Here is a 12,793-nt window from a genome sequence, read left to right on the forward strand (position 1 = left end):
TATTGCGATCTTAGGCCGCATGGCGATCGTGACATCTTAACGTGATGTGGCACTCGCCGTTTGTGCGGCCATCTCCTAAGAAGGTGCGTTTTCCGCTTTGTCGCTCTCGCCCGCAGGTGCGCACGAACCCGTTCATGCTCAAAAAAAATCAACCAACAAAATACGAGTTGAACGCTCGCCAGCGCTTCGCTTTGTTCGTTCCGATCCTTGCCGGCGCGACGTTGCGAGAGAGGCTTCTCGCCTGTCTTGGCGCTCTCGCAGGGATTCTCCTGACGGCGCTGATCTGCGGCGTGCTCTACGGGCAGGGCGCGCACCTTCCCTTGATCGTTGCGCCGATTGGGGCTTCGGCCGTTCTGCTCTTTGCCGTGCCGAGCAGCCCACTTGCGCAGCCGTGGTCGATTATCGGTGGAAATACGATTTCGGCTCTCGTCGGCGTCGGAGTGGTGCAGTTCATCTCGGACCCGATCCTGGGAGCCGGGGTTTCCGTGTCGCTGGCGATCCTGGCGATGTCGTTTGCGAGATGTCTGCATCCGCCGGGGGGCGCTGCGGCGCTGACAGCCGTCGTTGGCGGTCCTGCGATTGGGTCGTCAGGGTTTTTATTTCCCTTCATTCCTGTTGGGTTGAATTCGCTCATCCTCGTATTGCTCGGGATTGCATTTCACGGCATCTCCCGGCGATCCTATCCGCATGTTGCGGTGCCGGGGCCGATCAATATTCATGGTACGCAGGATCCTCCGTCGCAGGCGCGTGTGGGCTTCCAACGGGCGGATGTGGATGCTGCGCTGGCTCTGCTCGACGAAACCTTCGATATCGATCCCGACGATCTCGATCGTCTGCTCCGACAGGTGGAGTTGGAGGCGCTGGTTCGTACGCATCACGATCTCATATGCGGAGAGGTGATGTCGCGGGACGTCATTTCCGTACACGAGAGCGACACAGCAGATTTCGCGCGCGCTCTGCTCCTGAAGCACAACCTTCGAAGCCTTCCGGTGGTCGGGGCTCAAGGACGTGTCGAGGGCAGCGTCGGGCTCCGCGAATTGACGGAGAAACCGGGCACCGTCGGAACCCTGATGTCGCCCGTTGTGACGGCGCTCGAAACAGATCCTGCCGTCAGTCTGGTTCCGGCTCTCACGGACGGACGGGCCCATGCGGCCGTGATCGTCGACGGCGAGCGGCGTCTCAGAGGCCTTATCACGCAGACGGATTTGCTCGCCGTCCTTGCGCAGCAGATCGGCGGGCCGCGCTGACCGTTCCGCCGGGCTACGCCGTCGCGCCCAAATGGTGGAGCCAATGCTCGTAGCGACGGCTTGCGTTGGCGATGGCGTTCTCCGCACTGGGGCGTGGACGCCGTAGGCGGCGAACCTCCCCGGGCGTGAGTTCGAAGTGGTTCTTGAACGCGCGACAGAACGCTGCGTCGTTGTTGTAGCCGGCTTCGAGTGCGACGTCGTAGAGCGAGCGATGTCGGCGGGTTGGATCGCGCAGCGTGTGGAAGGCGTGCTGCAGGCGTCTGCTGCGGATGTAGGCGGCAACGCCGCCGTGGCGCTCGAACATCGTGTAGAGCTTGGAGCGAGAGACGCCGTTTTGACGCGCGATCCAGTCGGCTGTCAGGTTTTCGCTGTGAAGATGACCATCGATGAAGTGCTTGATCTGGACGATTCCAGCATACGATGTCGAACCGTCCCGGAGCGCGCTGTCGACGTCTACGCCGTTGAGGCAGGCGGCAACGAGCCCGATCGTCGCTTCTGAGACCCGATCCGACGAGGCGATGTCGAGGCTGCTCGAAAGGGCCTGCAGGGTCAGGATGTGATTGCGCAGTAGGCTGCCGACCACGCCCGTAACGACGAGGTTGTGCATCTCGTCGGGACGCTCCAACTGAGCGGCAAGAAGCGGTCTCGGTATCAGAACGGAAAAATTGCAGAAATCCGTTGTCGTGTTCGCGAGCGGTCGAGAGAGGTCGAACACGACGATGTAGCCTTCCGGCCCGTGTGTGACGCCTTCGATGTCGAGGTGGCCGCCGCGTTCGAAATACTGGATCAGGTAGTGGTCCATCCCGTCGAGCGCGATGCGGCGTGGAGTGCGCGACCACGCCTGGCGGCATGTCTCGGTACGAGCAAATAAAAGCGGGCCGATCAGCGTCGCTTCCAGCGTGGCTTGGAAGTTGGCCGCGATTTCCTTTTCCGCTTCGACATCGAAAATGGAGGCGATGCTATCTTTCCACGCATCGAACCTTTCGATCTGCGGAAGATGGGCCACCGAGAAGATCGATCGCGGAACGCCCTGGCGGTCGTTCGTGCCGGTTTGACATTGCCTGCTCATACGCGATCCCCGTCTTTCGCGTGCCTCCCCTGGTGCCTTAATAATCTTTGTTGGGAACATATAATAAATCCCTAATTATCATGCAGTTTTTAGACCCTGAGAGGCTTTTTGGATTTCGCGAATATTCTTCTGGACGAGAGGGCAAAACACACCTTCCGGCTTCCGTCATAGTCCCGCTATCCCGACTTCGAAACGAGTGCGGAAAATAGAAGGGACGAGTTGGTTATGGCGGAACGTGTGGCTGATGAAACTTACGGAGACCGATTTCAGGGGGATGAGGGCGCTTCGGAGCTGCTGGCGCGAGCCGGCCACCAGGCAGAGCTTTCCGACGAGTCTCTTGACGCCGTCGCCGGCGGAGCGCCGCAGCGCTTCTATCCGCTCGCCGAATTGTTCCGCATGGTCACGGGGCAGCGGTGATGAGCGCCAATGCGATGACCGACTTCCTCAACCGCATTCGGCATGATCGCGATCTTGCCGCCCGACTGGCTGTCGCCGTCGGCGCGAAGGACGGCGCCGCCGCGCTCGATGCGCTGGTGGCGTTCGCAGTGCTGAACGGTTTCGACGTGACGGGCGAGGATGCAGAGACCGTGCGGGAACGCTTTCAAGGTGTTCGTGCCCAGGAGGGTGAGCTTGCCGATGCAGAACTGGATGCCGTCGCGGGCGGGAATATCCACGATCCGCTGGGGTGGCGAGCTACTCCTTCTCGACGGCACGGAATGGGCAAATTCTTCGGGCTCCAACGGTAACGGCGCGTGTCCGCAATGAGCCGGAGCGATTTGATGCAGGGATCCCTATGAAAATTAAAACGGACCACGCAACCCGCGACGAGAGCAGCGCAGTGCAGCGCGCGGAGTGCGACGACTTCAGGACCGAAAATATTGCGGATGCGGATCTGGAGGCCGTGTCTGGAGGTTGGCTGCCAAAGTTCATGCAGCCTCCTTCCAATTACGATCGGGCTCTCGCCAAGTTCCGCCCGAAATAGTCCGCGCGGATGTCTGTCCATTCTTAGCTGATCGACAAAGGAGCAAGCGATGTCAAACGAACCGAAGGCCGCCGCCGCCGATGCAGGCCGCGATGGCAATGCCGCGTCGACCGTGCAGAACGTCGATATTCCCGATGCGAAGCTCGAAGATGTGTCTGGCGGTCACATGCGCGGCAACATCACCCGCCGGCGCTCGTACGATTCCCTTTCGACATCCGCCGAGCTGTTCTAGCAGCGTGCGCGAGCACGGCGAACGCCAACGCACCGCTCGAAGGTGGCGAGTTTCAAGTGAGCCACGGCGCTCACGCATTCACGAGAAGGAGTGAGCTTATGAGTGAAGATACCAAATCTGACGTTTCGGCCAAGGCCGCTATCGCTCAAAAAGACAACGACAGGATCCGCAACAGCCGTGACCTTTCGGACGCGGATTTGGACAGCGTGACCGGCGGCGTGAAGCCGTGGCTCGATCCCGGCCGTGAGCCCGATACGGCGATTTTCTACACGGTCGAGCGGAAGCTTTAGAGGCCATATCTTTTTTGGGAGTCCGGGGGATGTCTCTGTTTCGCCGATCGGCGCTTGAGAAAATGTCGTCACCAGAACGGCTCGACGAGGCGATGACAGCCGCCTCGCCGCGCTACTGGATCGCGTTTCTCGGCGCGTTCATCATCGTTGCAGGCGCGGTGGCATGGGGCTTTCTGGGCTCTGTGCCAACGCGCCTCAACGCGCAGGGCATCCTTCTGAATTACGGCGGTGAGATTTTCTCGGCAACGTCGGAGGGGGATGGACAACTCGCCGGCATCCTGGTCGTGAATGGGCAGCGGGTCAGCAAGGGAGATCCGCTTGCTGTGCTCGATTTGAAGCTCGACGAGTCCCGGCTCGCGCGCGAGAAGGATAAACTCGTTAAGCTCGAAGAACGCCGCACGGCGTACATTCTCCAGCGCGAGAAGGATATCGGGCGGCGGGAGGCTCTCAAGGAGCTGCGCGCGGAGAGCCTGCGCCAGCGCATCGACAACAGCGAGCATCGCGGAAACGTTCTGAGCGCGCGCCTCGCCGACCTCAAGGAGCTGCATCAGAAGGGGCATGTCAACCGGCAGGTGATCCTGGCAGCCGAGAACGAATGGCTGCAAGCGCAGGAAACGGCGTCCGTGCTGCGGAGCGAGATCGTAAACCTCGATGTCGAAGTGCAAACGCGCTGGGAATATTGGGGCGATCGTATTCGCCAGGTCGATACCGAGATTTTCGTGCATCGCAAAGCGATGGAGGATCTCGCGGAGAAGATCGCGGCGTCGCGCCACTTGCGATCTCCGGTCGACGGACATGTGACGGAGATAGCAGCCTCTCTTGGCGACCGCATCACGACGGGTATGCCGGTGGTGCGTGTCATGACGGATAGCGATGAGCTCGACGCGCTTCTGTTCGTGCCGCCTGAGCTTGGGAAGCGCATCCGCACCGGACTTTCGGTCAATGTCGAGCCGAGCGTCACCAAGAAGGAAGAGTTCGGAACCGTACGCGGCGTCGTGCGCAGCGTGTCCGAGCTGCCGCTTTCGACGAGCGCCATTCATTCGCTGCTTCACAACGACAAGCTCGTCGAGACCTTCACCGCTGCGGGTGCGCCGGTCATGGTCCGTGCGGACCTCATGGAGGACGAGGGCACGGCATCCGGCCTCGCGTGGACAAGCGGCAAAGGGCCTGATTTCGGAATTGAGAACGGCACGTTGGTTTCGGCTACCGTCACCACGAAGCGGCAGGCTCCGGTGACGTTGATCCTGCCGTTTCTGAAGTCCGTGCTCGGGGTCGACCGATGATCTCCGAGCCGCTGCCGAAGCTCCCCAATATCCGTGTCAAGACGCCGACGTTTCTGCAAATGGAAACCGTCGAGTGCGGCGCGGCTGCGCTCGGGATCGTGCTTGCGCATTTCGGCAAGTGGCGGCCCCTCGAAGAGCTGCGCGCGGAGTGCGGTGTCTCGCGCGATGGATGCACGGCGCGCAATATTCTTCACGGGGCCCGGCGCTACGGCTTGGCGGCAAAAGGGCGGAAGGCGTCTCTCGCGAGCGCGCTTTCCGGGCCATTTCCCTATATTGCGTTCTGGAATTTCAACCACTTCCTGGTGGTTGAAGGTCACCGCAACGGAACCGTCTATCTCAACGATCCGGCAACGGGTCCCCGCACTGTCACGCTGTCCGAGTTCGACGATGCCTTCACCGGCGTGATGCTCGTTTTCGAGACGACGGACGATTTTGTGCCGGAGGGTGGAAAGCCGGGTCTTTTCGCACGGCTCACGCCGCGGACGCGAGGCATCCGGAACGCCATTGCGCTTTCCGTGCTGATCAGTCTGACGACCATCGTGCCCGGCCTGGTCATCCCCGGGTTTTCCAAGATCTTCATCGATGACTATCTGATCCAGGGCAATCACGATTGGCTGCGACCGCTGCTCGCCGGGATGGCAGCGACGACCTTGCTCCTTGCGGGTCTGACGTGGCTCAGTCATGCGGTGCTTCTCCGCATGGAAACGAAACTCGCGCTGGTCGATTCGGCGCGTTTCGTCTGGCACCTCTTGCGGCTCCCGCTCACGTTTTTCAGCCAGCGCCATCCTGGCGACATCGTCGACCGGATCGCCGCTAACGACCGGATTGCCGGTGCCGTAGCGGGGCGGCTTGGCGAGAGCCTGGTCAATGCCGTGACGGTGGTGTTCTACGCGGCCGTCATGATCTTTCTCGATGCGCTGCTCGCTGCGATCACGATCGCGCTGTCTTTGTTCAACATTGGCGTTTTCCGCGTGTTGTCGCGGTATCGCATGGATGCGAGCGCACGCCTTCAGCAGGATTTCGGTCAGTTCCAGGCGGCGTCCGTGACGGGCATTCGCGCGATCGAGACGCTCAAGGCATCCGGCACGGACGACGATTATTTCGAGCGTTGGGCCGGCTTCCAGGCGAAGACGCTCAACAACAATCGCCGGCTTGCGCTTCATGGCGTACTCGCCGACGGCCTCGCGCCGTTGCTCGATGGCCTTGCGATCGCAGCCGTGATCGGCATCGGAGGCTATCGCATTATCCACGGCGACATGACCGTTGGCACGCTGGTCGCTTTCCAGGCGCTTGCGATGAGCTTTACGGGGCCGATCAATGCGCTTGTCTCGGCGGGCGGCGCTTTTCAGGAGTTGAGCGCCGATCTGTCACGCTCGGACGACGTCTTCAATTATGGACGCGACAGCCGGTATGCCCGCGAGGCCGAGCGTGGCGGCAAGCTCGAGCGCTTGAGCGGCGACATCGTGCTCAAGGACCTGACGTTCGGCTACAACCCGTTGGAAGCCCCTCTCATCAAAGATTTCAATCTCACCGTTCGTGCGGGCCAGCGCGTGGCGCTGGTCGGAGGATCGGGAAGCGGAAAGTCCACGATCGCCAATCTCGTCGGGGGATTGTACCGGCCCTGGAGTGGCGACGTCCTGTTCGACGGGGTGGCGCTTTCTGAGATTCCGGTTTCGACAATGACGGGCTCCATCGCCGTGGTCAGCCAGCAGGTGTTTCTGTTCAGCGGAAAGGTGCGCGACAATCTGAGCGCGTGGGACACAACTGTTCCCGACGCCGATATGATCGCGGCCCTCCGAGATGCACAGATCTTCGATATCGTTGCCGCGCGCGGAGGGGCGCTCGACGCGGCAATCGAAGAAGGCGGCGCCAACCTGAGCGGCGGCGAGGCGCAACGGATCGAGATTGCGCGGGCTCTGACATCGCGGCCGTCCATCCTCGTTCTCGACGAGGCGACGAGCGCGCTCGATCCCGTAACGGAGAAGGCCATCGACGCCGCTATCCGGCGGCGCGGCTGCACGTGCCTGATCATCGCGCACCGGCTCTCGACCGTTCGCGATGCGGACGAGATCGTCGTGCTCGACCGGGGCGAAGTCGTCGAGCGGGGGACGCATGACGATCTGATGCGCGCGAACGGCACGTATGCGCGGCTCGTGGCGCAGGAATAGGCGGATATGGAGAACGTTCAAGCTGTACGGGCGCTCTCCGATGCGCCGTTCCTTCACCGCACCAGCGGCCGCGAACCGATTGTGTTGCTGGCGCCGACACGGCTCGGCCTTGTGCGCGAAGGGACGGTGAACCTCTTTATCGAACTGTGGGAGGGAGACGAAAGGCCGAGCGGCGCGCGGCAGCATTTGGCGACGCTTGAAGCCGGAGACGCGTTTTCCGTGCCGGAGACGCATGGATTCGGCGCCCGGCTTATCGTCGCCGGTGTGGGGGAAGCTTTTGTCGAGCTTTGCGAGGCGGCAGGGCGTGAGGCTCTTTCGCTCGATGCCGCTTCCGGTTTCGACGCTTGGCTCAATGCGCTCACGTCCTATTGCGCGCGCGACGTTGCGCCGTTGTCGTCAAGGGTCGTTCAGCGCGGCGAGACGCTTGGCGTCCGCGCGGGCGACACTGTCGCTGCACGTGAGCCGTCGTGGCTTGTCTCCGAGGAGTTGGCGTCTCTTCCGGTCGTCGGCGAGGTGCCGTCGCTCTCGGATAAGCATCTCTTCGGATTGGCAACTCCGTATCGCGCAATTGCGCCGGATGCAGGTGTGACGGTGCGTGCGCTTCCGACCGCCGACGTTGTAAAACTGTTCGGGTGGGGTGCCGTCGAAGCCTGCCAGGCCGATCTCGTTCGAGACGCGATTTCGATTGTCCAGGGCGAGTGCCGTGTGGCGTTGGAACGGCGTGGGTTTAGCCGTCAGAGTGAGGGGGACGAGGTCGATGAGGCGTTGCGCGGTCTCGTGGCGCTTGTGGATGGCGATACGCCTGCCGCTCCGTACGGGGCTGAGGATGCCGACGCCAGGACCGTCGTCGCTTATGTTTGCGCGGAAGAAAAGATCCCTTTCGACGGCGCGCCGCGTGACGAGGACGGCGCCGATCTCGACCCGATCGCTCTTGTGCGGGATATTCTTCGCGAGGCCGGCCTTCGCTCGCGGCGGGTCACGCTCGACCATGATTGGTGGCGGCACGATGTCGGAAGTTTTGTGGGGTTTCACAAGGAAAGCGGACGTCCGATTGCGGTCGTGCGTCAAGGGGCGGGGCGTTACAGGGCGCAATTTCTGGAAGCCGGATCGCCAGTGTGGGTTGACGCGCGTGTCGCAAACGCGCTCGATACCCAGGCGGTCTACCCTTACCGGCCGTTGCCCGATCGCGCGTTGACGGGCTGGGATCTCGTACGCCACGTGATGGCCTCGCCCGCGCGCGTCGACCTTCGGCTGGCTGTCTTCTTTGCCATTCTGACTGCGGCGCTTGGGCTGTTGCCGCCCATTATTACCGGCTTGGTTTTGAGCGAGGCGGTGCCGTTCTCCGAAACGTCCGCGCTTCTCATGTTCGGTGTCGGCCTGGTTATGATCGCGGTCGGCTCGACGCTCTTCCAGCTTGCGCGTTCCATTGCTCTGACGCGTCTGGAATCTTTTGCCGATGGGACGCTTCAGGCCGCAATATGGGACCGGCTGCTGCGTTTGCCGCTCGCCTTTTTCCGGCGCTTCGAGACCGGCGATCTGATGATCAAGGCGATGGCGCCGACGCAACTTCGAAAAATCCTTTCGGATGTGGCGCTCAGCTCGACTTTGGCCGCGCTCTTTTCGCCCGTCAATTTTGTTTTGATGATGATGTACGACGTGCGGCTGGCGCTCGCGGCAGGCGGGTTGACGGTGGTGACGTGCGTTGTGCTCTTCGGCCTCAGCTACCGCCAGCTTCGCTTCGAGAGGACGCGACTTAAGGCGGAGGCGTCCGTCAACAGCCTGACGCTCCAGATCCTTTCCGGTATCAAGAAAATCCGGCTGATGGGAGCGGAGCATCGCTCGTTTGCGCGATGGCTTGCGGCGTTCGGGGTTCAGCGTCAGCAGACGGTGAGGGCGTCTCACATCGGAAATATCATCGCCACAATCAATCGCGTTCTTCCGTTGCTGGCGACGCTCGTCTTCATCTCCGTCATCGGGCTCAGCGAGACGCAGATTGCGCCGGCGAGCTTTGTGGCCTTCACGGCCGCTTTCGGCGTGTTCAACGGTGCCTTGCTCGGTTTCGTGCAGGCGGTGTCGACGTCGCTTGCGGTCGTGCCGATGTACGAGAACATGAAGCCGCTGCTCGACGAATTGCCGGAAATCGACGGCAAGCGGAAAAAGCCGGGGCGTCTCGGTGGGCGTATCGATCTCAGAAACATTTCCTTCCGCTATGCAGACGATGGTCCGCTCATTCTCGACGGAGTGGACATTACGGTTTCTCCGGGCGAATTCGTTGCATTCGTCGGCGCGTCTGGATCCGGAAAATCGACGTTGTTCCGTCTCCTTTTGGGTTTCGAGACGCCGGAGTGCGGGACCGTAGCCTACGATGGGCAGGATCTCGCGCATCTCGACCTCAAGGGCGTTCGACGGCAGATCGGTGTCGTTCTGCAGCGGGGTGCAATTCTTCCGGGCAGCATCTTTCAGAACATCGTCGGATCTGCTCCGCTCTCTCCCGACGATGCGTGGGAGGCCGCGCGGATGGCCGGCCTCGACGAGGATATCCGGGCGATGCCGATGGGGATGCACACCGTTCTCAGCGACAATGGCGGTACGTTGTCGGGCGGTCAGCGTCAGCGCTTGATGATTGCGCGCGCGATCGTGCGGCGTCCTGGAATTCTGCTGATGGACGAGGCGACCAGTGCGCTCGACAACCAGACGCAGGCCATCGTGGCGAAAAGCCTCCAGGAACTCAGTGCAACCCGGATCGTGATTGCGCACCGTCTGAGCACCGTGACCCATGCCGACCGAATTTATGTGATCGATAAGGGGCGTGTCGTTCAGCAGGGAAACTTCGACCGGCTCATGAGCGAGGCCGGCCCGTTCCGCGAGATCGCTTTGCCACAGATGCAGTAGCGTGACGACCGTTGGAGAGCGGAGCGACGCTTTTCCCTTAAGCGGCGTGGGATTGCTCCCTTGGGAGTCGACGCTCTATATATCATCATATATAGCGATATGAGAGTAGCTGCTGGGGCTGTGCTGTGAGCCGTTCGCTCATAGCTTGCTTTCCCACGCCCTTTTCGCAATAACTATACTATAAAAGTATGGTTAAATCCTTCGATGGTCCAGGCATGTTTATTCGGCAGATGACATATCTCGTGGCGCTTGCGAAGGAGGAGCATTTCGGGCGGGCGGCAGAGGCGTGCAACGTGACGCAGCCTACCCTTTCGTCCGGGCTCAAGGCTCTGGAGCGGGAGCTCGATATGCGGCTCGTGCATCGCGGCCCGCGGTTCATCGGGCTGACGCCGGAGGGCGAGCGTGTTGTTGCTTGGGCAGGTCAGATCCTGTCCGACTACGAAAGCCTCAAACGTGACGTGGAGGGATTTCGGGGATGCCTGAAAGGCACGCTGCAGATTGGCGTCATTCCCGCCGCGACGCCGGCGGTCGCTCAGTTGACCGGGCCATTTGCCGAGAAGCATCCGCAGGTCGCAATTGCGGTGCATTCGATGACGTCAGTCGAAATACAGCGGGCGCTCGATAAATTCGAGCTGGATGCGGGCATCACGTATCTCGAAAACGAGCCTCTGCTCAATGTGCGCAAAGCTGCGCTCTATCGGGAGCGTTACCTCTACGTCACGCAGCGCTCGTCGCGGTGGGCGAACGAGGCCAGGATTTCCTGGCGCGAGGCGGTAGCGAGCCAGCTTTGCCTCCTCAACGAAAGCATGCAAAACAGGCGGGTTTTGAACAATCTTGCTGGCTCGATAGGCCTCGAACTTGCGCCTATGGTGACGACCAATTCCTTTCTCTCGGTTTGCTCGCATGTGTGCAGCGGAAAATGGTCCAGCATCATTCCGCACACGTTCGCCTATATTTTTGCGGGCTGCGAAGAGCTTGCGATGCTCGATCTCGTCGATCCCGTACACGTACAGACCATCGGCATGGTGGTGACGGATCGGGATCCGCTGCCGCCGCTCGCGCGTGCGTTCATGACGAGCGCGACCCGACAAAACCTGGAGCTGAATCTTGCGAGTGCGTCTCTCGTTTCTGTGTGATTGATGTCGTCAATTGCGCGGTCAAGCAGATCAATTTGACGCAGGCTGCTTCCAAACTCACTAATCGCCCATCGCGACGGCCGACCTTGAAGAAGAACAAGGCCGTCGAGACGAGGAAGCGCTGAGGAGCAGCCAACTGAGACGGCGCTAGGTCGTCGGAAGGTTTTCGCTCTCGATCCATATCGCTCATCGTCCGTCAAGCTGGCGGACGAAACGCTTCCTCATGGCCAAATCCCATGCAGGAGAGAGACTATGGCTAAGATCGTTTGTGTGCTTTACGACGATCCTGTCGACGGCTATCCGAAATCGTATGCCCGCGACGATATTCCGAAGATCACGAAGTATCCGGACGGGCAAACCGCGCCGACGCCGTCTGCGATCGACTTTCAACCCGGCTCGCTTCTCGGAAGCGTTTCGGGCGAGCTGGGTTTACGCAAGTATCTCGAAGCCGCGGGCCATGAACTTGTCGTCACATCCGACAAGGACGGCGCGAACTCGAAGCTCGATCAGGAGCTTCACGACGCGGAAATCGTGATCTCGCAGCCGTTCTGGCCTGCTTACATGACGGCTGAGCGCATCGCAAAGGCGCCCAAGCTGAAAATGATCGTGACGGCAGGCATCGGGTCGGATCATACGGATCTTCAGGCGGCTATCGATCGCGGCGTCACGGTCGCGGAGGTGACGTACTGCAACTCGAACAGCGTCGCCGAGCACGTTGTCATGCAGATGCTTGCGCTCGTGCGCAATTACATCCCGTCTTACAACTGGGTGGTCAAGGGCGGCTGGAACATCGCCGACTGCGTGGCGCGCTCGTACGATATCGAAGGGATGCACGTCGGAACCGTGGCTGCGGGGCGCATCGGTCTGCGCGTGCTGCGCCTCCTCAAGCCGTTCGACGTTCAGTTGCACTACCTCGACCGCCATCGCCTGCCGGAAGCCGTCGAAAAGGAACTGAACCTCACCCATCACACGAGCCTCGAAAGCCTTACCAAGGTCTGCGATGTCGTGACGTTGAACTGCCCGCTTCACCCCGAAACGGAGCACATGATCAACGAGACGACGCTCAAGAGTTTCAAGCGGGGCGCGTATCTGGTGAACACCGCGCGCGGCAAGCTCTGCGACCGGGATGCTATCGTTCGGGCGCTCGAAAGCGGCCAGCTTGCGGGCTACGCAGGCGATGTATGGTTCCCGCAGCCTGCACCGCAGGATCATCCGTGGCGGACAATGCCCTATCACGGCATGACGCCGCATATCTCCGGTACGTCGCTTTCGGCCCAAACGCGCTACGCGGCGGGTGTGCGCGAAATTCTGGAGTGCTACTTCGCGAGCAAGCCGATCCGTGACGAGTATCTCATCGTTCAGGGCGGAAAGCTCGCAGGTGTAGGTGCGCATTCCTACAGCGCAGGCAATGCGACCGGCGGTTCGGAAGAAGCGGCCAAGTTCAAGCGATAACTCATATCCGGCGGGTGCACGTTACCCGCCGGACATTCTTTC

12 protein-coding genes are annotated in these 12,793 nt (G+C 61.1%); 11 read left to right on the top strand and 1 reads right to left on the bottom strand.

Translation table 11 applies throughout. From position 1 onward, the window contains the following. Window positions 1–134: 134 nt before the first annotated feature. On the top strand, window positions 135–1,247 hold the full coding sequence (locus tag W911_RS07815) for an HPP family protein (protein WP_023786999.1): 1,113 nt from the start codon (window positions 135–137) through the stop codon (window positions 1,245–1,247). A 13-nt stretch (window positions 1,248–1,260) separates the two neighbouring features. On the opposite strand, the gene W911_RS07820 is transcribed toward W911_RS07815, so the two are convergent. Next, on the bottom strand, window positions 1,261–2,316 hold the full coding sequence (locus W911_RS07820) for a helix-turn-helix domain-containing protein (RefSeq protein WP_023787000.1): 1,056 nt from the start codon (window positions 2,314–2,316) through the stop codon (window positions 1,261–1,263). Window positions 2,317–2,541: 225 nt separating this feature from the next. On the opposite strand from W911_RS07820, the gene W911_RS07825 reads away from it, so the two are divergent. The 10 genes from W911_RS07825 to W911_RS07870 all read left to right on the top strand — a co-directional run bounded on the left by W911_RS07825 (window position 2,542) and on the right by W911_RS07870 (window position 12,751). Beyond that, on the top strand, window positions 2,542–2,733 hold the full coding sequence (locus W911_RS07825) for a hypothetical protein (protein WP_023787001.1): 192 nt from the start codon (window positions 2,542–2,544) through the stop codon (window positions 2,731–2,733). Window positions 2,734–2,747: 14 nt separating this feature from the next. Continuing rightward, window positions 2,748–3,062 (top strand): hypothetical protein, encoded by a 315-nt coding sequence (locus W911_RS07830; RefSeq protein ID WP_144083560.1) that lies wholly within the window; start codon window positions 2,748–2,750, stop codon window positions 3,060–3,062. A 47-nt stretch (window positions 3,063–3,109) separates the two neighbouring features. Further along, complete coding sequence (locus W911_RS07835; RefSeq protein ID WP_023787003.1) at window positions 3,110–3,298, top strand: hypothetical protein; 189 nt, start codon at window positions 3,110–3,112, stop codon at window positions 3,296–3,298. Between the two features lie 49 nt (window positions 3,299–3,347). Beyond that, the gene (locus W911_RS07840) at window positions 3,348–3,530 is read left to right on the top strand and encodes a hypothetical protein (protein WP_023787004.1); all 183 of its coding nucleotides are present in this window, start codon (window positions 3,348–3,350) and stop codon (window positions 3,528–3,530) included. Between the two features lie 98 nt (window positions 3,531–3,628). Beyond that, the gene (locus tag W911_RS07845) at window positions 3,629–3,820 is read left to right on the top strand and encodes a hypothetical protein (RefSeq protein ID WP_023787005.1); all 192 of its coding nucleotides are present in this window, start codon (window positions 3,629–3,631) and stop codon (window positions 3,818–3,820) included. Between the two features lie 29 nt (window positions 3,821–3,849). Then, complete coding sequence (locus W911_RS07850; RefSeq protein WP_081717678.1) at window positions 3,850–5,103, top strand: NHLP bacteriocin system secretion protein; 1,254 nt, start codon at window positions 3,850–3,852, stop codon at window positions 5,101–5,103. After that, entirely contained in the window at window positions 5,100–7,271 is a 2,172-nt protein-coding gene (locus W911_RS07855; protein ID WP_023787007.1) for an NHLP family bacteriocin export ABC transporter peptidase/permease/ATPase subunit, read from the top strand. The genes W911_RS07850 and W911_RS07855 overlap by 4 nt, the downstream gene beginning before the upstream one ends. 6 nt (window positions 7,272–7,277) lie before the next feature. Further along, window positions 7,278–10,163 carry an NHLP bacteriocin export ABC transporter permease/ATPase subunit gene (locus W911_RS07860; RefSeq protein ID WP_023787008.1) on the top strand — a complete coding sequence of 962 codons (2,886 nt, stop codon included), beginning with the start codon at window positions 7,278–7,280 and terminating at the stop codon, window positions 10,161–10,163. Between the two features lie 215 nt (window positions 10,164–10,378). Beyond that, window positions 10,379–11,299 carry a LysR family transcriptional regulator gene (locus W911_RS07865; protein WP_023787009.1) on the top strand — a complete coding sequence of 307 codons (921 nt, stop codon included), beginning with the start codon at window positions 10,379–10,381 and terminating at the stop codon, window positions 11,297–11,299. Window positions 11,300–11,551: 252 nt separating this feature from the next. Then, on the top strand, window positions 11,552–12,751 hold the full coding sequence (locus tag W911_RS07870; protein ID WP_023787010.1) for an NAD-dependent formate dehydrogenase: 1,200 nt from the start codon (window positions 11,552–11,554) through the stop codon (window positions 12,749–12,751). Window positions 12,752–12,793: the final 42 nt, after the last annotated feature.

It is taken from the genome of Hyphomicrobium nitrativorans NL23, assembly GCF_000503895.1.
GTDB lineage: Bacteria > Pseudomonadota > Alphaproteobacteria > Rhizobiales > Hyphomicrobiaceae > Hyphomicrobium_C > Hyphomicrobium_C nitrativorans.

Excerpts from the sequence above, each read along its gene's own strand:
- W911_RS07815 (WP_023786999.1), top strand. The coding sequence starts at position 135 with ATGCTCAAAAAAAATCAACCAACAAAATACGAGTTGAACGCTCGCCAG.
- W911_RS07820 (WP_023787000.1), bottom strand. The coding sequence starts at position 2,316 with ATGAGCAGGCAATGTCAAACCGGCACGAACGACCGCCAGGGCGTTCCG.
- W911_RS07825 (WP_023787001.1), top strand. The coding sequence starts at position 2,542 with ATGGCGGAACGTGTGGCTGATGAAACTTACGGAGACCGATTTCAGGGG.
- W911_RS07830 (WP_144083560.1), top strand. The coding sequence starts at position 2,748 with ATGACCGACTTCCTCAACCGCATTCGGCATGATCGCGATCTTGCCGCC.
- W911_RS07835 (WP_023787003.1), top strand. The coding sequence starts at position 3,110 with ATGAAAATTAAAACGGACCACGCAACCCGCGACGAGAGCAGCGCAGTG.
- W911_RS07840 (WP_023787004.1), top strand. The coding sequence starts at position 3,348 with ATGTCAAACGAACCGAAGGCCGCCGCCGCCGATGCAGGCCGCGATGGC.
- W911_RS07845 (WP_023787005.1), top strand. The coding sequence starts at position 3,629 with ATGAGTGAAGATACCAAATCTGACGTTTCGGCCAAGGCCGCTATCGCT.
- W911_RS07850 (WP_081717678.1), top strand. The coding sequence starts at position 3,850 with ATGTCTCTGTTTCGCCGATCGGCGCTTGAGAAAATGTCGTCACCAGAA.
- W911_RS07855 (WP_023787007.1), top strand. The coding sequence starts at position 5,100 with ATGATCTCCGAGCCGCTGCCGAAGCTCCCCAATATCCGTGTCAAGACG.
- W911_RS07860 (WP_023787008.1), top strand. The coding sequence starts at position 7,278 with ATGGAGAACGTTCAAGCTGTACGGGCGCTCTCCGATGCGCCGTTCCTT.
- W911_RS07865 (WP_023787009.1), top strand. The coding sequence starts at position 10,379 with ATGTTTATTCGGCAGATGACATATCTCGTGGCGCTTGCGAAGGAGGAG.
- W911_RS07870 (WP_023787010.1), top strand. The coding sequence starts at position 11,552 with ATGGCTAAGATCGTTTGTGTGCTTTACGACGATCCTGTCGACGGCTAT.